The organism is Marinobacter halophilus, assembly GCF_003007685.1.
In the GTDB taxonomy this organism is placed as follows: domain Bacteria; phylum Pseudomonadota; class Gammaproteobacteria; order Pseudomonadales; family Oleiphilaceae; genus Marinobacter; species Marinobacter halophilus.
On record NZ_PXNN01000004.1, the window covers coordinates 1 to 18,677 of the forward strand.

The window sequence follows — 18,677 nt, forward strand, 5'->3', positions numbered from 1 at the left end:
CCTTGGAGTGGCGACGAAGGAGCCACGCAAAGGGCGTCCGGCGGCCATCGGCCGCATACTGCTGCGACTTGTTATGGGCCAGGAGCACAACACCCTGACCCTTGCTGAATCGGCGGGCACGGTACTGTGCCGTATGAACAAAAAACACAGCAGTCTCCATGCTTGGGTTTTAGTAAAACATGGCAAGACTCACACTCGTAGAAATACTGGCATGAGTCGGTAGGCATGGTTTCGGTTTTCTGGTGGCCACAGTTTGGACACTCTATTGTTGATTCCAAGATTACATCGACCATAGCCATGCCCTCCCGAAAGGTGTGAATTTCAGCCCTACCCGCACTGACCTTGGCTCAGCACAAAAAACTAACGAGGCCTATAACAGCTAATTATACGAACGAGCTCGTATATCCCGCGTTCGTATAATTCCAATCTGAACGCTCTCATAATTTTCATCTTTTACAATAAAAACATGAGCCTGAAAGCAATTGCCACGGCTACCGCCGGAGTTATACGCCCTGTTTCAAGCCACCCCTGCTCATGCCGACGGGCGTATAACTCCGCCCTGCCTTTTCCTTCTTTCCAACCTTATCAGAAGGTTACCAATATTTCTCATGCATTTTCCGGAGTTTTGCGAACGCGTTCGTATAACTCCGGTCTGCATCTCTCAGTTGACTTCATCCAGAATCCTTATACTGTATGCATGTACAGATTAAGGAGCATTTCAAGATATGGACATCCCTACCCCAATCCCGGCCCAGCCAACCCGGTTTCTGGACCAGCTTCGCGGCTTTATTCGTCTGCGCGGGCTGGCTTATAAAACTGAGTTAACCTATGTATTCTGGATCAAGCGCTTTATCCGGTTCCAGGATCGCAAACATCCACGCAGCATGGGTACTGCAGAGGTTGAAGCCTTTCTTTCACACCTGGTGCTGCAAGCCAACGTCAGTGTGGCTACCCAGCGCGTTGCGTTGAATGCTTTGATTTTTCTGTATCGTGAATTTCTGGGAACGCCTCTGGATAATCTGCAGTATGAAGTCGCCCGCAAGCCCAAGAGGTTACCCACCGTGTTCAGTGCGGAAGAAGCCAGAAGTGTCATCTCGCACCTTGAAGGCGAGTATCAACTGATTGCCATGCTGTTGTACGGCGCCGGCTTGCGCATCAGTGAGGCGCTGCGGTTACGGGTAAAGGATGTAGACTTTGGCATGCAACAATTGATTGTACGATGCGGTAAAGGCGGCAAAGACAGGATTACGCTCCTACCGGATCGCCTGATCGAGCCACTCCGACTCCAGATTGAGTCCGCCCTTCATTTGCATCAGTCGGATTTAGTTAAAGGGTTTGGCTCGGTATACATGCCTGCAGGACTGGCACGAAAGTACCCAAGCGCCAGTGAGGAATCGGCCTGGCAATACGTATTCCCGGCCCCCGATCTTTCCATTGACCCCCGCTCAGGCATCCGCCGTCGCCACCACTTGATCGACAGGACGGTGCAGAAGCATTTCAAGATTGCCATCAATGCGTCAGGCATTCGCAAGCCCGCCGGTAGCCACACCTTCCGGCACAGCTTTGCGACACGGCTGCTGGAAGCCGGCTATGACCTTCGTACCATTCAGAAACTGCTGGGGCATTCCGACGTCCGTACTACCGAGATCTACACTCACGTGGTTCGCAAAGGTGGTTTCGGAGTTCGTAGCCCGGTTGATGAGGCATTTTAATTGCTACTCCGATAAGCCTCATCCGTTCTCGCCGCCATGATGAAGTCATTCTCGTGCAGGCCGCCGATCTTGTGGGTCCACCAGCGTACGGTGGCTTTACCCCATTCCAGCAGGATGGCCGGATGGTGGTTTTCGGCTTCCGCCAGGTCCGCCACTGTGTTGGTGAAGGCCAGGGCCTTTGCATAGTTTTTGAAGGTAAATACCCGGCGTAACTGCTCTTCACCGTCCAAAACCACGATTTCCCAGTCTGGGATGTCGTTCAGCAAATCGTTTTTTTCCTGGTCCGTCACCTTGGGGGCATCTGCCTGGCAGGCTTCACAGGCTTGTTGGCTCAGTGTTGTCATGGCTTTCTCCTTTTTAGCGTGCTGATGCAAGCGTGGGCGCCAGTGGTCACTTTATCAACCTGACAGTTGAAATCTGGCCGCCTTCCGCATACTGTATATATAAACAGTATTAGGATAAATTACCATGAGCGAATTGCTAAGCAGCCTGCTTCAGGATGCCCGTGTCTGGCAGGGTCATCAGCACCGGAAAACCACTCAACCTGCAGAATCTACCGGGTATCAGGTGCTAGACAACCAGCTTGGCGGTCTGGGCTGGCCCCGGGGAGCGTTGAGTGAATGCCTCCTCGATACCTGCGGCATTGGCGAGTTGCACCTGGTGTTGCCATTGATGCAACGGGTGTCTCAAGAGGGCAAAACCATTTTCTGGCTGAACCCGCCTCACACGCCTTATGCTCCGGCTCTGGCTCGTGAAGGGGTGAGCCTGGACCACCTGGTAATGATCAATACCCGGGATCAGGACGATTTTTTATGGACCCTGGAAAACTGCCTGCGTTCGCCGGTGACCGGTCTGGTGCTGGCCTGGCCCGGCAGGCTCGCCAGCCGGGATATTCGGCGGCTGCAACTGGCATCAGAGGCCGGCGGCAATGTGTGTGTACTGTTCCGCAGCCGTCGAGAGGTGGATCAAAATTCCCCGGCAGCTCTTCGTCTGGAGCTGGTACCGGGTGAGCATCAGGATCTTCAGGTCAACATCATCAAACGTCGGGGCAGCTGGCCGGGGCAACTCTGCTCGCTTGCGCTTGGCCACCGGGCCGATAGGGCCATAAAAGAGTCCTCCCAGGTGGTGCAAGGGCCCTGGTCCGGAGTGGACAGGTAACGGTTATGCTTTGGCTCTACCTGCACTTTCCGCACTTGTTGCTGGACCACATTCGCCGTCATCAAACCTCCACTGGCGCCCTCGCCATTGTGGACGGCGCCGGACACTTTGTTGTTCAGGCCTGCCCCACCGCTCGGAACCTCGGCATTGAAACCGGCATGCGCCTGAAAACGGCTTTGGGACTGGCCCCAGACCTGAATATCATGCGGGCCGACCCCAAACAGGAGGCCTGGCTGTTAGAAGATCAGGCCCGTTGGCTGTATCACTATGCTGCTCATATCACCCTGGCGCCGCCGGACGGCATCTGGGCAGAGGTCAGCAGCCTGCAGAAGCTGTACGGGGGGCTGCCGGCGATTTGGCAAACGGTGGAGCAAGCATTAACCGAGCGTCAGCTCAATGCCTGGGTCGCCATTGGTCATACACCTTCAGCAGCCCGGTTGTTGGCCCATACCGGCAAGGGTGAATGCACGGCGGATAAAGGCCACATTCTGAACGCTGTTGGCAAGTTACCGCTGTTGACGGCGGGCTTCGATAAAAAATCCAGCACCCGCCTGCAACGTCTTGGCTTGAATACTCTGGGTGAAGTTTTTGCGCTACCCGCAGCAGAGCTGGCTCGGCGATTATCACCTGAGCTGCTGGTTATCGTTCAGAAAATCCAGGGCACCCGAGCCGACCCGAAAGCTCCCTGGCAGCCACCTCACACCTTCCGGCAGCGGGCAGACTTCCTTCAGGAAGTGGAACATAGCCAGGGGCTGCTGTTCTCATTACAACGGATATTGGCAGAACTGGAAGAAGATCTGTGCTGGCGCCAGCAGGATACCGACACCCTGCGGTTGGTTCTGCAGCACCGGCATGAAGAACCCACCCGCTTGCGCATCCGCACCACCGGGCCAGAACACCGGGCCGAGGTATTTCTTAAACTGATCCGCCTGAAGCTGGATCAACACCCACTGCGGGCACCGGTCACCGGTCTGATTCTGGCCGTTAAGCGTTTTACCGGCCGGGAAGCCCCCATCGGCCAGGATCTATTGGGTGAAACTCAGGATCTGAACGAAGCCTGGCACACGTTGATCAGCCGGCTGCAAGCCCGGCTGGGTGAGCAGGCGCTCAAGCAGCTTGCGCCAAGGGAGGATCACCGCCCGGAATGTGCCTGGTCGGCCAGTGACGTGCGCAAACCAGGCAAGCCGCAGAAAAGTGGTTCAGGCCAACTCCCCCACCGGCCCCTATGGCTCTTGAAGGGCCCAAGGCCTTTGCTGCAAACACCGATAGCCTGGCATTCCGGCCCGGAGCGCATCAGCGGTGGCTGGTGGGACGGCCAGCGGGTGCACCGGGATTACTACATTGCCCAGCTACCGGGCGGCGAACTGGCCTGGGTGTTCCGGGATGTTCAGGATGGCTGGTTTATCCATGGCTGGTTTGGCTGATGACCACCGGCTACGCAGAGCTGTTCTGCTTCAGCAACTTCACCTTTCTGACCGGGGCGTCGCACCCCCATGAGCTGGCCGAACGGGCACTGGAGCTTGGTTATAACGCCATCGCCATCACCGATGCCTGCTCGGTGGCGGGCATTCCCCGAGCCTGGGCGGCGCTCAAAGACAGCCCGGTAAAGCTGATTACCGGCAGCTGGTTTGAGCTGGCAGATGCCCCGGCCGGCGCTGCCGCCCCTCGCTTCATATTACTGGCCCAGACCCGCAAGGGGTACGGCCAGCTCTGCCAGTTGATCACCACCAGTCGGCGCCGGGCCGAGAAAGGCCAGTACCTGCTATTTGCCCGGGATCTCGAGTGTCATGAGCTGGATAACTGCCTGTGCCTGTGGCTGCCACCAACGGCGGTCGGCGCCAGTAACGATCAGGCCCAGGCTTGCGGTGAATGGCTGCTGCGGCTGTTTGAACAGCGCCTGCGACTTGCCGCCCACCGGACCCTGGAATCTGGTGAGGATGCGCAGCTGGCCCGGGTACACTGGCTGGCCGGGCACCTGCGCTGTCCGGTGGTGGCCACTGGCGAGGTGCACATGCACAGCCGGGAACGCCAGCCGCTGCAGGATGTACTCACCGCCTTGCGCAACCACCGCAATCTGGAAAACGCCGGCCACTGCCTGTTCCAGAATGGCGAACGCTACCTGCGCCCGGTATCCGTCTTGCAGCGTCTGTTCCCGGCCGCCTGGCTGAAGGAGAGCGTCAATATTGCCAACAGCTGCAACTTCGAACCCGGCAGCCTGCGCTATGAGTATCCCCCCGATCTGGTGCCGGTCGGCGAAACCCCCGCCGCCTACTTGAAACGCCTGACCCGTGACGGCGAACGCCGGCGTTATCCTGAAGGCACGCCGATGAAGGTGCAGGCCCTGATCCGCAAGGAACTGGGGATGATCTCGGAGCTCAATTACGAACACTATTTTCTGACCATTCACGACATCGTGGCCTTTGCCCGCGGCCAGGGCATTCTGTGCCAGGGCCGCGGCTCTGCCGCCAATTCGGCGGTCTGTTATTGCCTGGGCATCACCGAAGTTAACCCGGCCAGGGTCGAGCTGTTATTCGAGCGTTTTATCTCAAAAGATCGGGACGAACCGCCGGACATCGATGTGGATTTCGAGCACCAACGGCGCGAAGAAGTCATCCAGTACATCTACCAGCGCTACGGCCGGGAACGGGCAGCGCTGGCCGCCACGGTCATAAGGTATCGCCCCCGCAGCGCGATCCGGGATGTGGGCAAGGCCCTGGGTTTTGATGCGGCGCTGGTGGAAAAACTGCTGGATGGCATCGACTGGCGCGACAAAGCCACTAACTGGCGCCAGCAGATTCTGGACAAGGGGCTGACCCGCAACCCGAAAGTGGCGGACCAGTTTTTTACCCTTGTCAACACCCTGCTCGGCTTCCCCCGCCACCTGTCCCAGCACGTCGGCGGTTTTGTGATCAGCGCCGGGCCCTTGGCGGAGCTGGTGCCGGTGGAAAACGCCGCCATGGCAGACCGTACCGTGATCCAGTGGGACAAAGACGACCTCGAAAGCCTGGGCCTGATGAAGGTGGATGTGCTGGCCCTCGGCATGCTCACTGCCATCCGCAAGGCGCTGGAGCTGATCAGCGAAGAAAAGGGGCAAACCTTCACCCTGCAGGACGTGCCCCAGGAAGACCCAGACACCTACGCCATGCTGCAAACCGGCGACAGCATCGGCGTGTTCCAGGTGGAATCCCGCGCCCAGATCAACATGCTGCCACGGCTGAAGCCGGCCACCTACTACGACCTGGTCATCGAAGTCGCCATTGTGCGCCCCGGCCCGATTCAGGGCGACATGGTGCACCCCTACCTGCGCCGCAAACACGGCCTGGAACCGGTCGACTACCCCAACGATGCTGTCCGCCAGGTGCTCGAGCGCACCCTGGGCGTGCCCATTTTCCAGGAGCAGGTAATCAAACTGGCCATGGTCGCCGCCGGCTTCAGTGCCGGCGAAGCCGACAAGCTGCGCCGCGCCATGGCTGCCTGGAAATCCCACGGCAACCTCACTCCTTTCCGCGACAGGCTGGTCAACGGCATGCTCGAGCGGGGCCACGATCCGGTCTTTGCCGAGCGCCTGTACATGCAAATCTGCGGCTTTGGCGGCTACGGCTTTCCGGAATCCCACGCCGCCAGCTTTGCCTTGCTGGTGTACGTCTCCGCCTGGATCAAACGCCATCACCCGTCCGCGTTCTACTGCGCCCTGCTCAACAGCCAGCCCATGGGCTTTTACTCCCCCAGCCAACTGGTGCAAGACGCCCAACGCCATAACGTGGTCGTACTCCCGCCAGACGTTAACCACAGCCACTGGGAACACTCCCTGCAAGGACCGGAGCGACACCTTCGCTTGGGTTTGCGTATCATCCAGGGCCTCTCTGCCAAAGGCGGCAACAGCATTCATCAGCACCGCCCGCGCAACGGCTACCAGTCCGCCGCCGAACTGCGCGCCCGCGCCGGCCTCCATCAACGCGATATGGAACTGCTCGCCGGCGCCAACGCCATGCCCGGCTTCACCCGCAACCGCCATCAGGCCTACTGGCAACTGCTGGAACACGAAGAACCCGCCGAACTCTTCGCCAAGGAGGCCGTGGCCGATTACCAACCCGAGCCTTGCGACCTGTTACCGGAACCCACCGAAGGCCAGAACGTCCTTGCCGACTACCGCAGCCAGGGCCTTACCCTGCAAAGACACCCCCTCGCCTTGCTCCGCGAACAAGGCCACCTGCGCCACTGCCTCAGCGCCGACCAGCTCAAAGCCACCCGCCCCGGCGTCCCGGTCCAGGTAGCCGGCCTGGTCACCGGCCGCCAACGCCCCGGCACCGCCTCCGGCGTTACTTTTGTCACCCTCGAAGACGAAACCGGTAACGTCAACGTCGTGGTCTGGCTTGAAACCGCCCGGCGCCAACGCAAACCGTTACTCACCGCCCGGTTGTTACATGTGAAAGGAGTTATCGAAAAAGAGGGAGATATTATTCACGTGATGGCCGGAAAACTGTCTGACCTGAGCCACTTGATCAACTCGTTACCCGTCAGCTCAAGAGATTTTCACTAGCCCATCAACAAGAAAACCCCGCCGAAGCGGGGTTTTCTCAGTGCAATGAGCGAGAACAATCAGCCAAGCAGCTTGATCATCACACCCGCTGCCACTGCAGAGCCGATAACACCGGCCACGTTCGGGCCCATAGCGTGCATCAGCAGGAAGTTCTGCGGGTTTGCTTCCAGACCAACCTTGTTGGACACCCGCGCTGCCATCGGCACCGCAGACACCCCGGCAGAACCAATCAACGGATTGATAGGCTCCTTGGTCACCTTGTTCATCAGCTTCGCCATCAAGACACCAGCAGCGGTACCGACCGCGAAGGCCACCATGCCCAATAACAGAATGCCCAAGGTCTGACCATCCAGGAACTTGTCGGCCACCAGTTTGGCACCCACAGACAGCCCCAGGAAGATGGTCACGATGTTGATCAGCGCGTTCTGAGCGGTGTCATTCAAGCGCTCGACCACGCCGCATTCACGCATCAGGTTACCAAAACAGAACATACCCAACAGCGGGGCCGCATCAGGCAGGAACAGAGCCACCGCGATCAGTACAACAATCGGGAAGATAATCTTCTCTTTCTTGCTCACAGGGCGCAGCTGCGACATTTTGATCGCACGCTCTTTCTGGGTGGTCAGTGCCTTCATGATTGGCGGCTGAATCATCGGTACCAGTGCCATATAGGCATAGGCCGAGACCGCAATCGCACCAAGCAGGTGAGGCGCCAGCACACTCGACACGTAGATCGAGGTCGGACCATCTGCACCACCGATGATACCGATGGCTGCGGCTTCCAGAATGGTAAAGTCCAGAACGCCCGCCCAGTCCAGCAATGCCGCACCAATGACGGTACCAAAAATGCCAAACTGCGCAGCGGCACCTAGCAGCAGAGTCTTCGGATTAGCCAGCAGAGGACCGAAATCGGTCATTGCGCCCACACCCATGAAGATCAGCAGCGGCCCGACAGTGGTTCCGATGACAATCATGTAGAAGCTGTGCAGCATGCCGTGACTGTAGCCATTGCTCTGTGCAATCGCATCTGCGGCACTCACGGTGCCATATCCGCCTGTGCCATAGGCTTCCTTGAACGCTTCTTTTACCTCCGGCGTGACCACTTGACCGGCCTGGTAGGCCACGTCCAGCGAAGACGCCAGAGCAGCCAGCACTTCCGGCTTTGCAAAATGAATCGCGTTCTCGGCCGCAGACAGGGCAAGCCCTGCCTCCGGAATATTCGCCAGTATGCCACCGAACCCGATCGGTACCAGCAACAGCGGCTCAAACTTCTTATAGATCGCAAGATAGAGAAGCAGAAGGCCGACGGCGATCATCACCACCTGGCCGATTTCTATGTTGAACAGGCCACTACCCGTCCACAACGTCATTAACTTTTCCATGGAATGCTGGCCCTTATGCGATTGTCAGCATTTCATCATCAACAGCGACGGCATCACCGACCTTGATGAAGACTTCGCCGATAGTACCGGCCTTGGGTGCACGAATCTCGGTTTCCATTTTCATGGCTTCGAGGATAATCAAGATATCACCCTCCTCTACGGTGTCACCGGGGGAAACCAGGATCTTCCAGATATTCCCGCTCAACGGTGCGCCAACAGGCTCACCATCACCAGCAGCCGGCGCCGGTGCAGCAGAACCGCCAGCCGGTGCAGCCGCACCTCCCTGACCTTCGATCTGACTGATCTCGCCACCTTCGGAAACCGCCACCACGTACTTCTGGCTATTTACCTCAACGGTGTAAGTCTCTGGGCCGGAAGCCTTCTTGGCCACCGCCATATCGTCAGCACTTGGCACCGGCTCGAAAGCCTCCGGGTTGCCACGGTTTTCCAGAAACTTCAGGCCAATCTGTGGGAACAGGGCGTAAGTGAGAACGTCGTCGACTTCCTGATCGGCCAGCTTGATACCCTTCTCTTTGGCCAGATCTTTAAGCTCGGCGGTCAGCTTGTCCATTTCTGGCTCAATCAGGTCTGCTGGTCGGCAGGTCACAACGTCTTTGCCGTCCAGAACCCGCTCCTGCAATTCCTTGTTCATGGGAGCCGGTGCAGCACCGTATTCACCTTTCAGAATGGCGGAGGTTTCTTTGGAAATGGACTTGTAACGCTCACCGGTCAGAACGTTCAGTACCGCCTGGGTACCTACGATCTGAGACGTAGGCGTTACCAGCGGAATGAAACCAAGGTCTTCACGTACCTTCGGAATTTCAGCCAGTACCTGATCAAACTTATCGCTGGCGTTCTGCTCTCTCAACTGGTTTTCCATGTTGGTAAGCATGCCGCCAGGTACCTGAGCAATCAGGATGCGAGAATCGGTACCCCTGAGACTGCCTTCAAACTTGGCGTACTTCTTACGAACTTCCCGGAAGTAACTGGCAATCTCTTCCAGCAGGTTCAGGTCAAGGCCGGTGTCGCGATCAGTACCTTCCAGAATGGCAACTACTGCCTCCGTGGGTGAGTGACCGTAGGTCATACTCATGGAGGAGATGGCGGTATCCACATTATCAATCCCGGCTTCCGCTGCCTTGATGGCCGTAGCGGTAGACATACCCGTGGTGGCGTGGCATTGCATGTGAATGGGAATATCCAGCTCTTTCTTCAGACGGCTAACCAGATCAAACGCAACGTAAGGCTTGAGAATGCCGGCCATGTCCTTGATGGCAATAGAGTCTGCACCCATGTCAGCCACTTCTTTTGCCAATTCAACCCACATCTCGATGGTGTGCACCGGGCTGGTGGTGTAGGCGATGGTGCCCTGGGCGTGCTTGCCGGTTTTACGCACGGCTTTGATGGCAGTGGCCATGTTGCGCGGGTCGTTCATTGCATCAAAGATACGGAATACGTCCACACCATTCTCGGCGGCACGCTCTACAAACCGCTCTACCACATCGTCCGCATAATGACGATAGCCCAGCAGGTTCTGGCCACGCAGCAGCATTTGCTGGGGCGTATTGGGCATGACTTTTTTCAGTTCGCGGATGCGCTCCCAGGGATCTTCGCCCAAGTAACGAATACAGGAGTCAAAGGTAGCGCCGCCCCAGGATTCAAGAGACCAAAAACCCACTTTGTCGAGTTTCTCGGCAATCGGCAGCATGTCGTCCAGCCGCATACGGGTGGCAAGCAGGGATTGGTGCGCGTCACGCAGAATTACGTCCGTAATCCCTAGCGGTTTTTTCGTGTCAGTCATCGTGTCAGCCTTCTGTTAAAAGGTTCTAATCGTGCAACGGGTCACTTCTTGTGGCGTGCCCGATATTGTGCAATTGCTTTTTTGATGGCCTCGGCGGTGTCAGGGTCAACCGACGTGGGCGCCTTTGGCTTGGCACGTGGCGTTTTGGCCGGGGTTGCCGGCTCTGGCGGCGCAAACCGTCCTATGAGTTTGGACATGAGGAGTGTCGCGAACACCAGGATAACCAGGAACGCGAACACAAACCCCATACCGGCAATCATCAAATCGACGGCTTGTGACATCAGCTCATTCATATCGAACAGCTACCTGTATAGATTTATGTGACTTCCCCGGTCCGCTGCAGTCAACACCAAGACCAAAGTCTAATGGCAGAAGCATACAAACCGGGAGGCAAAATCCTGCGTAATTTACCGTTTTCATTGATCAGGAGCAAGATGAAACGCATATTTCCATAAGGACTTTCCGAGCGATACAGCACTCTAAGACGCTCAAAGCACGAATTGACCGAGACCCAAATCAGGCATAACGAACCCTGATTTTCCGCCCTTTCACTTTTCCGCTTTCCAATCGAGCCAGTGCGCGACTTGCCCACTCGGTCTCCACAGCCACAAAACACTGAAAGTCGAACAGATCAATCTTGCCAACGGCAGAGCCTGGAATACCGGCATCACCAGTCAACGCACCCATAACATCTCCGGGCCGCACTTTCTCTTTGCGCCCGCTACCCAGGCACAACGTGGTCATGGCCGGCTGCACAAGACGAAGTGGTTGCGCCATAAGCTCTTCGGTATTACCCCACTCAACCGCGCAGCCCCGGGTTGCTTCCAGGCGTGACACCTTGTGACCTTGTTTGGGGGTACACAGAGTTACTGCATGCCCCTGCTCACCGGCACGCCCGGTGCGGCCAATGCGATGGGTGTGCACCTCCGGATCACGGGCCGGTTCAGCATTGATTACCAGCGGCAACGCCTTGATGTCGAGACCACGAGCCGCCACATCGGTGGCCACAAGAACCGTACAGCTCTGGTTGGCAAATTTAACCAGGGTACTGTCGCGATCTTTCTGGTCCAGATCGCCATGCAGGGACAAGGCGGCAAAACCCAGGTGCTGGAGCTCAATCGCCAGGTCGTCGCAATCCCGTTTGGTGGTGCAAAACACCAGCGACGACACCGGCTGGTGACGCGACAACAAGGCCGCGACAGCCTTCACCTGCTGATCCTGCGCGATTTCGTAGAACACCTCCGAAATACTGCCGGCTTCATCCTGGGCCTCCACCCGGACATCTTCCGGGTTAATCTGAAAGCGCTCACTCAGCTTGCGGATAGGCGCCGGCCAGGTCGCTGAGAACAGCAACGTTTGCCGGGACGGCGGCGTTTGCGCAAGAATCGAGGCAACCACTTCTTCGAAGCCCATGTCCAGCATCCGATCGGCCTCATCCAGCACCAGCGTCGTCACATTGTCCAGCGCCAGCGTGCCTTTGCGGATGTGATCATCTACCCGCCCAGGCGTACCCACAACAATGTGCGCACCATGACTGAGTGACCCGATCTGAGGCCCGATCGAAACTCCGCCACACAAAGTCAGCACTTTCACATTCTCTTTCGCTCGAGCCAGCTCCCGCAGTGCTTTGGCGACCTGGTCTGCCAGCTCACGAGTCGGGCACAGCACCAGCGCCTGCACCACAAAACGCTTGGGCTGGAGTCGCTCGACAAGCGGAATGCCAAACGCAGCGGTCTTACCGCTGCCGGTCTGAGCCATGGCAATCACATCCTTACCCGCCATTGCCGGTGGCAAGGCTTTCACCTGAATCCCGGTAGGCTGCGTGAAACCCAACTGCTCAAGGTTGCTCAGCATGGACGAAGAAAGGCCAAGCTCTTTAAAAGAAGACATAGAAAAATCCGTGGGGTGAGTAATCGTGGGTTATTGAGACGGAATTGACGGCGTATACTAGAAAAATATTCGAACAAGTTTATCACGAATCCACGGAGTCACTGATGGCGTCTTTGCAAGAACAACTACTCAAGGCCGGACTGGCCGATGAGAAGAAAGCCAGAACCATTCGCAGCGAAAAGCGCAAGCAACGCAAACAGCAGCCCAAAGGCGCCGCTCAGGTTAACGAAACCGAAGAGCGAGCACTCAAGGTGCGTCAGGAAAAAGCCGAGCACGACCGCCAGCTGAATCTGGAGCGCAAAAAAGAGGCCGACAAAAAAGCCATTCAGGCTCAGATCCGGCAATTGATTGAAACCAACCGCTTGAGCCGCAGTCGGGGTGAAACGTCATACCAGTTTGTGGACGGCACCAAAATCAAAAAAATCCTGGTGGATGACAAGATGGTGGACCAGCTTTCCCGGGGCAGGCTCGCCATCGTGGCACTTGGAGACAGCTACGAGGTGGTTCCAGACCAGGTGGCGCGCAAGATCATGGAGCGCGACGAAGCCGCAGTGATTTCGCTGCATGAAAGGAAGCAGGATGACGCCAGCGACGATGACCCCTATGCGGGATACGAAATCCCGGATGACCTGATGTGGTAACAGACACAAAAAACCCCGCACAAGGCGGGGTATTTTGTGAAATTTGGCGCGGCTGGGAGGATTCGAACCTCCGACCGCCTGGTTCGTAGCCAGGTACTCTATCCAGCTGAGCTACAGCCGCTTAAAACGGGATTGCGAAAATGGCGCGGCTGGGAGGATTCGAACCTCCGACCGCCTGGTTCGTAGCCAGGTACTCTATCCAGCTGAGCTACAGCCGCACTTTCGTTCGCAATGGTTGAATGCTACTTCAACCTGCTCTCTATTTTCCAAAAAAGAAAATGGCGGAGAGGGAGGGATTCGAACCCTCGGTACGATTGCTCGTACGGTTCCTTAGCAGGGAACTGGTTTCAGCCACTCACCCACCTCTCCTTGAGAACGGGGCGTATACTACCATAATTTTTCTGTTTTCATAGGGTTGACACGAGTTTTTTCTAATCGATTTACCCTATAACGAAAAAAGCCGCCCAGGTTTCCCTTGAGCGGCTTTTCAACTGATCAGCTATTGCCCGGTTCCGGCTCTTCTACGCCTTTCTCGGACTGAATCCGCTGATAGATTTCTTCACGGTGAACGGCTACATCCTTCGGTGCGTTAACACCAATGCGAACCTGGTTCCCCTTAACTCCCAGAACGGTGACGGTTACTTCGTCACCGATCATCAGAGTTTCGCCAACACGGCGAGTCAAGATCAACATATCCCTTACTCCCTTTCCTGAGCTACCTGTTCCGACAACAGTAGTGTTTACTTCTTGCTTTTATAAAGGGATCACTACCCACACTGAAGACGCAATAATACTTATACCTGACCGCGCCGTGATAGCTATAACCAATGACCCCTGGAAGGCAGGCTTCAGAGCTCCATGCTCTTAGGCGCCTTCGTCCACCCCAGGCTTGTCCAGTTCAAACGCGCTATGCAGCGCACGAACGGCCAGCTCGAGATACTTCTCATCGATCACCACCGAGATCTTGATTTCAGAGGTGGAGATCATCTGAATATTAATACCTTCTTTTGACAGCGCTTCAAACATTTTAGTTGCAACACCGGCGTGTGAACGCATGCCCACACCCACAATGCTGACTTTGGCAATCTTGCTGTCTCCGCCTACCTCACCGGCACCAATTTCACTGGAAATGCCGCGCAACACATCCTGAGCACGCTTGAAGTCGTTGCGATGCACAGTAAAGGTAAAGGCTGTTTTGTTATCCACACCGACGTTCTGAACAATCATATCCACTTCGATGTTGGCGTCACTGATCGGCTTCAGAATGCGCAGGGCGCTGCCTGGGGTATCCGGCACACCGGAGATAGTCAGTTTGGCTTCATCACGATTAAACGCAATGCCGGAAACAACCGGTTGTTCCATGGCGGTCTCATCCTCAAAAGTGATCAGGGTACCTTCGCCTTCCTGAAAGCTGGAAAGCACCCTTAACGGAACGTTGTATTTACCTGCGAACTCAACGGCGCGGATCTGGAGCACTTTCGAGCCCAGGCTCGCCATCTCAAGCATTTCTTCAAAGGTAATGCGGTCCAGCCGACGTGCGCTGTCTACCACTCGAGGATCGGTGGTGTAGACACCATCCACGTCTGTATAAATTTGGCACTCATCCGCCTTCAGTGCGGCAGCCAATGCCACAGCCGTGGTATCGGAACCACCACGACCCAGTGTGGTGATGTTGCCGTACTCATCAATGCCCTGAAAACCAGCCACCACAACCACACGACCGGCATCAAGATCTGCGCGCATGCGTTGTTCGTCGATCTGCTTGATGCGCGCTTTGGTGTGACTGCTGTCGGTCAGGATACGTACCTGAGCACCGGTGTATGAGCGGGCATCACAACCGCGCTTCTGTAACGCCATGGATAACAGGGCTATGGTGACCTGCTCGCCGGTAGACACCAACACGTCCATTTCCCTGGGTGTAGGTTCTTCCATAATATCGTTGGCCAGGCCAATCAGTCGGTTGGTCTCGCCACTCATGGCTGACACCACCACCACAATATCGTGCCCACCCTTGCGGAACTGACACACCTTGTCAGCCACCGCTTCAATCCGTTCGGTTGTACCGACGGACGTACCACCAAATTTCTGAACCAACAGAGCCATGTTTTGCCAAACTCCGAACCGGGGACTAAAGCGAAGCCAACTGACTTCGCCCATCAAATAAGCGGGCAGGATTATAAACCCCTGCCCGCTCTCAAAAACAGTTGATTAACTGATATTTTGCTCAACCCAGGCCGGCACACCGGCCAAAGCGTCCGCCAGTTTGGAGGGGTCGTTGCCGCCCCCCTGGGCCATGTCCGGGCGGCCGCCGCCTTTACCGTCAACCAGAGCGCACAGGTGCTTCATCAGATCGCCGGCTTTCAGCTTGCCGGTGGCTGACTTGGTAACGCCGGCAACCAGGGCTACCTTGCCATCTTCAACGGTGGCCAATACGACCACGCCTTCACCCAACTTGTTCTTCAGTTGATCGGCGGTTTCCATCAGGGCTTTGCGATCAGCACCTTCAAGCTTCGCCGCCACCACTTTCAGGCCAGCTACCTCAACCGCAGAACCGGCAAGGTCACTGCCAGCCGAGCTGGCCAGCTTCGACTTAAGGGCATCCATTTCTTTTTCCAGCTGACGATTGCGGTCCAGTGCCTGCTGTACTTTTTCCACCACGGTTTCACGAGTCGCTCGCACCAGTTTCGCGGTGTCCCGCAAGGTGCGCTCGGTTTCATCAACCCACTCAAGTGCACCGAACCCGGTGACCGCCTCGATTCGACGCACACCGGAAGAAATGCCACTTTCGGAGGTGATGCGCATCATGCCTATGTCGCCGGTACGGGAGACGTGGGTACCACCACACAACTCCACCGAGTAGCGGTCAGCGCCCATGCTCAGCACCCGGACCACTTCACCATACTTTTCTCCAAACAATGCCATGGCGCCTTTTTCTTTGGCGGTGTCCATATCGGTGACATCGATCTGAACCGGCGTATTTTGCAGAACCTGATCATTTACCTGACGCTCGATTTCCTTAAGCTGTTCCGTCGTGACGGCCTCAAAGTGAGAAAAATCGAAACGCAGCTTGTCCGGGTCGACCAAAGAGCCTTTCTGGCTGACATGCTCACCCAGAACATTACGCAGCGCGGCGTGCAGAAGGTGCGTGGCGGAATGGTTGCGTTTGGTGCGCTCACGGCGAGCGTGATCAATGCGAGCGTCCACTTCCAGACCAGAGAACAATTCGCCCTCAATCAGCGTGCCCACGTGCAGGTGGTTATCGCCTTCCTTGCGGGTATCCGTAACCTTGAAGCGACCACCGCTCCAGGTCAGCAGGCCGGTATCACCGACCTGACCACCGGATTCTGCGTAGAAGGGCGTGCGCTCAAGCACCACCACGCACTCATCACCGGCCTCGGCACTGCGCTCTTCCCCATTCACCAGAACGGTGCGAATACGCTCGTGACCATCGATGCAGTCGTAACCGGTGAATTCGGTCTTGCCGTCAATGGTGATGCCGGCGGCATTGTAATCGATGCCGAACTTGCTGGCCGCACGGGCCCGCTCACGCTGACTCTCCATGGCCTTTTCGTAGCCCTGGTAATCCAGGGTCAGGCCACGCTCGCGGGCGATGTCGTTTGTCAGGTCGACCGGGAAGCCATAGGTGTCATACAGCGTGAAGACGGTTTCGCCCGGAATTTCCGTGCCTTTCAGCTCGGCAATGTCCTGTTCCAGCAGGCGCAAACCTTTGTCGAGCGTCTTGACGAACTGTTCTTCTTCCTGCAACAGCACTTTTTCAATCTGCTTACGGCTGCTGACCAGCTGCGGGAACGCCTCCCCCATCAGGTCAACCAGGGCACCGGTCAGCTTATGGAAGAACGGCCCGTTCGCGCCCAGCTTGTTGCCATGGCGGGCAGCGCGGCGAATGATCCGGCGTAAAACAAAGCCACGACCTTCGTTGGAGGGCATCACGCCATCGGAGATCAGAAAAGCACAGGAGCGGATATGGTCAGCTACCACACGAAGCGAGGCTTCGGTGGTCGCGGCACCGCCCAGAATGTCAGACGCCGCTTTCAGTAGATCCTGGAACAGGTCGATTTCGTAGTTGCTGTGCACGCCCTGCAGCACCGCGGCAATGCGCTCCAGGCCCATGCCGGTATCCACAGACGGCTTGGGCAGGTTCAACATTTCACCATCGGCAGTACGGTTGTACTGCATGAACACCACGTTCCAGATTTCGATATAGCGATCGCCGTCTTCTTCCGGGCTGCCGGGAGGGCCACCCGCCACGTCCGGACCGTGATCGAAGAAGATTTCCGTACAGGGACCGCAAGGACCGGTGTCACCCATTTGCCAGAAGTTATCAGAGGCGTATCGGCCACCTTTGTTGTCGCCGATACGGATAATGCGCTCTGCGGGAACGCCGATTTCCTTGTTCCAGATATCGAATGCTTCGTCGTCTTCGGCGTAGATGGTGATCCACAACTTGTCGGTGGGAAGCTTCAACCATTGGTCGCCGGTCAGGAAGGTCCAGGCAAAGTTGATGGCCTCACGCTTGAAGTAATCACCGAAACTGAAGTTACCCAGCATCTCGAAAAAGGTGTGGTGACGAGCGGTGTAGCCGACGTTTTCCAGGTCGTTGTGCTTGCCGCCCGCCCGGACACACTTCTGGGTTGACGTCGCCCGGGTGTAGTCGCGTTCTTCCCTGCCAAGGAACAGGTCCTTGAACTGGTTCATGCCAGCGTTGGTGAACAGCAAGGTGGGATCGTCCGCCGGTACCAGTGAACTGCTCGGAACAATGGTGTGGCCCTGCTGTTTGAAATACTCAAGAAACGCCTGTCGCAACTCTGCGGTTTTCATAGCCCTTTGATACCTTTCCAGAAACCCGCCGGAGTGGCCGTCGGGTCCGCGATTGAAATACGAATACTTACATGCGGGTGCAAATCCGCTACTCTAGCACACGCTGAGAACAGGAAAAACGTGAAACCTCACAGGAGATTCCATGCCCCGACGCTTTCATACCGCCGAGGAACTACTACCTCCGGCCACCGCGCTTAAACGCGCACTTGCCATTATTTACGACGGCTTGATCAGCATTGCCGTGCTGCTGGTAGTCACTTGGGCTTACACTGTGGTTGCAGGATATGCCACCGGCTGGGACCAGTACGAACAGATGGCCGAAGCGGGCGAGCTTTCTGGCGACCCAGGGCTCACCTTCACCCTCTTCCTGGTGCTATACCTGTTCTTTGCCTATTTCTGGACACGCATCGGCCAGACCCTTGGCATGCAGGTGTGGCGAATACGCATCGAGAATCTGGATGGCACATCGGTCAGCTGGACCCAGGCCCTGTTCCGGTACGGCACCGCTGCCGTGGTGGTCTTCTTGACTATTCTGGCGGGCTACGCTCTTGGCTCACTCACCCTTTTACTGACCGTGCCTGCGATCGTCGCGTTGTTCTATCCGCTTAACGGCCTGTCATTGACTGACCGCCTGTCTAACAGCGTGGTCGTGGCCGTCCCGGCACCCGACAAAACCAGGCCAGCCAGCAAGGCATGAGGCCGCGGGCCGGCGGC

The 18,677-nt window shown here is 56.9% G+C and carries 15 protein-coding genes and 3 tRNA genes; 6 read left to right on the forward strand and 12 right to left on the reverse strand.

The window, feature by feature from the left end:
• Positions 1-71 precede the first annotated feature (71 nt).
• Positions 72-299 (reverse strand): GDCCVxC domain-containing (seleno)protein, encoded by a 228-nt coding sequence (locus C7H08_RS18320; protein WP_480188034.1) that lies wholly within the window; start codon positions 297-299, stop codon positions 72-74.
• 426 nt (positions 300-725) lie between these two features.
• Here C7H08_RS18320 and C7H08_RS02775 point away from each other — a divergent pair, with 426 nt between their 5' ends.
• A complete protein-coding gene (locus C7H08_RS02775; RefSeq protein ID WP_106670262.1) occupies positions 726-1,712 on the forward strand; it encodes an integron integrase in 987 nt (328 codons plus the stop codon).
• Here C7H08_RS02775 and C7H08_RS02780 read toward each other — a convergent pair.
• Positions 1,709-2,056, reverse strand: a complete 348-nt coding sequence (locus C7H08_RS02780; RefSeq protein WP_106670263.1) for a 4a-hydroxytetrahydrobiopterin dehydratase — start codon at positions 2,054-2,056, stop codon at positions 1,709-1,711. The two genes, C7H08_RS02775 and C7H08_RS02780, sit on opposite strands and share 4 nt — an antisense overlap.
• A 124-nt stretch (positions 2,057-2,180) precedes the next feature.
• On the opposite strand from C7H08_RS02780, the gene imuA reads away from it, so the two are divergent.
• Genes imuA through C7H08_RS02795 form a run of 3 tightly spaced genes read left to right on the forward strand, consistent with a single transcriptional unit; the run spans position 2,181 to position 7,410 of the window.
• Positions 2,181-2,870: a translesion DNA synthesis-associated protein ImuA gene (gene imuA / locus C7H08_RS02785; protein WP_106670264.1), complete on the forward strand. Its 690-nt coding sequence runs from the start codon at positions 2,181-2,183 to the stop codon at positions 2,868-2,870.
• A 5-nt stretch (positions 2,871-2,875) separates the two neighbouring features.
• Positions 2,876-4,294 (forward strand): Y-family DNA polymerase, encoded by a 1,419-nt coding sequence (locus C7H08_RS02790; RefSeq protein WP_106670265.1) that lies wholly within the window; start codon positions 2,876-2,878, stop codon positions 4,292-4,294.
• Positions 4,294-7,410 carry an error-prone DNA polymerase gene (locus tag C7H08_RS02795; protein ID WP_106670266.1) on the forward strand — a complete coding sequence of 1,039 codons (3,117 nt, stop codon included), beginning with the start codon at positions 4,294-4,296 and terminating at the stop codon, positions 7,408-7,410. The genes C7H08_RS02790 and C7H08_RS02795 overlap by 1 nt, the downstream gene beginning before the upstream one ends.
• Before the next feature lie 59 nt (positions 7,411-7,469).
• Here C7H08_RS02795 and C7H08_RS02800 read toward each other — a convergent pair whose 3' ends face one another.
• From C7H08_RS02800 to dbpA, 4 genes are all read right to left on the reverse strand, one after another.
• A complete protein-coding gene (locus C7H08_RS02800; RefSeq protein ID WP_106670267.1) occupies positions 7,470-8,792 on the reverse strand; it encodes a sodium ion-translocating decarboxylase subunit beta in 1,323 nt (440 codons plus the stop codon).
• 13 nt (positions 8,793-8,805) lie between these two features.
• Entirely contained in the window at positions 8,806-10,593 is a 1,788-nt protein-coding gene (gene oadA / locus C7H08_RS02805) for a sodium-extruding oxaloacetate decarboxylase subunit alpha (RefSeq protein WP_106670268.1), read from the reverse strand.
• Between the two features lie 41 nt (positions 10,594-10,634).
• On the reverse strand, positions 10,635-10,886 hold the full coding sequence (locus C7H08_RS02810) for an OadG family protein (protein WP_106670269.1): 252 nt from the start codon (positions 10,884-10,886) through the stop codon (positions 10,635-10,637).
• Positions 10,887-11,109: 223 nt separating this feature from the next.
• Positions 11,110-12,483: an ATP-dependent RNA helicase DbpA gene (dbpA, locus tag C7H08_RS02815; RefSeq protein ID WP_106670270.1), complete on the reverse strand. Its 1,374-nt coding sequence runs from the start codon at positions 12,481-12,483 to the stop codon at positions 11,110-11,112.
• A gap of 104 nt (positions 12,484-12,587) precedes the next feature.
• Here dbpA and C7H08_RS02820 point away from each other — a divergent pair, with 104 nt between their 5' ends.
• Complete coding sequence (locus C7H08_RS02820) at positions 12,588-13,124, forward strand: DUF2058 domain-containing protein (RefSeq protein ID WP_106670271.1); 537 nt, start codon at positions 12,588-12,590, stop codon at positions 13,122-13,124.
• A gap of 44 nt (positions 13,125-13,168) precedes the next feature.
• Here C7H08_RS02820 and C7H08_RS02825 read toward each other — a convergent pair.
• From C7H08_RS02825 to alaS, 6 genes are all read right to left on the reverse strand, one after another.
• A tRNA-Arg gene (locus C7H08_RS02825) sits at positions 13,169-13,245 on the reverse strand.
• 20 nt (positions 13,246-13,265) lie between these two features.
• Positions 13,266-13,342, reverse strand: a tRNA-Arg gene (locus tag C7H08_RS02830).
• Positions 13,343-13,403: 61 nt separating this feature from the next.
• Positions 13,404-13,493, reverse strand: a tRNA-Ser gene (locus C7H08_RS02835).
• 126 nt (positions 13,494-13,619) lie between these two features.
• A complete protein-coding gene (gene csrA / locus C7H08_RS02840; protein ID WP_106670272.1) occupies positions 13,620-13,817 on the reverse strand; it encodes a carbon storage regulator CsrA in 198 nt (65 codons plus the stop codon).
• 171 nt (positions 13,818-13,988) lie between these two features.
• A complete protein-coding gene (locus C7H08_RS02845; RefSeq protein ID WP_106670273.1) occupies positions 13,989-15,227 on the reverse strand; it encodes an aspartate kinase in 1,239 nt (412 codons plus the stop codon).
• Positions 15,228-15,332: 105 nt separating this feature from the next.
• Positions 15,333-17,963: an alanine--tRNA ligase gene (alaS, locus tag C7H08_RS02850; RefSeq protein WP_106670274.1), complete on the reverse strand. Its 2,631-nt coding sequence runs from the start codon at positions 17,961-17,963 to the stop codon at positions 15,333-15,335.
• A gap of 142 nt (positions 17,964-18,105) precedes the next feature.
• Here alaS and C7H08_RS02855 point away from each other — a divergent pair, with 142 nt between their 5' ends.
• The gene (locus C7H08_RS02855) at positions 18,106-18,660 is read left to right on the forward strand and encodes an RDD family protein (RefSeq protein ID WP_106670275.1); all 555 of its coding nucleotides are present in this window, start codon (positions 18,106-18,108) and stop codon (positions 18,658-18,660) included.
• The last annotated feature ends 17 nt before the right edge of the window (positions 18,661-18,677 follow it).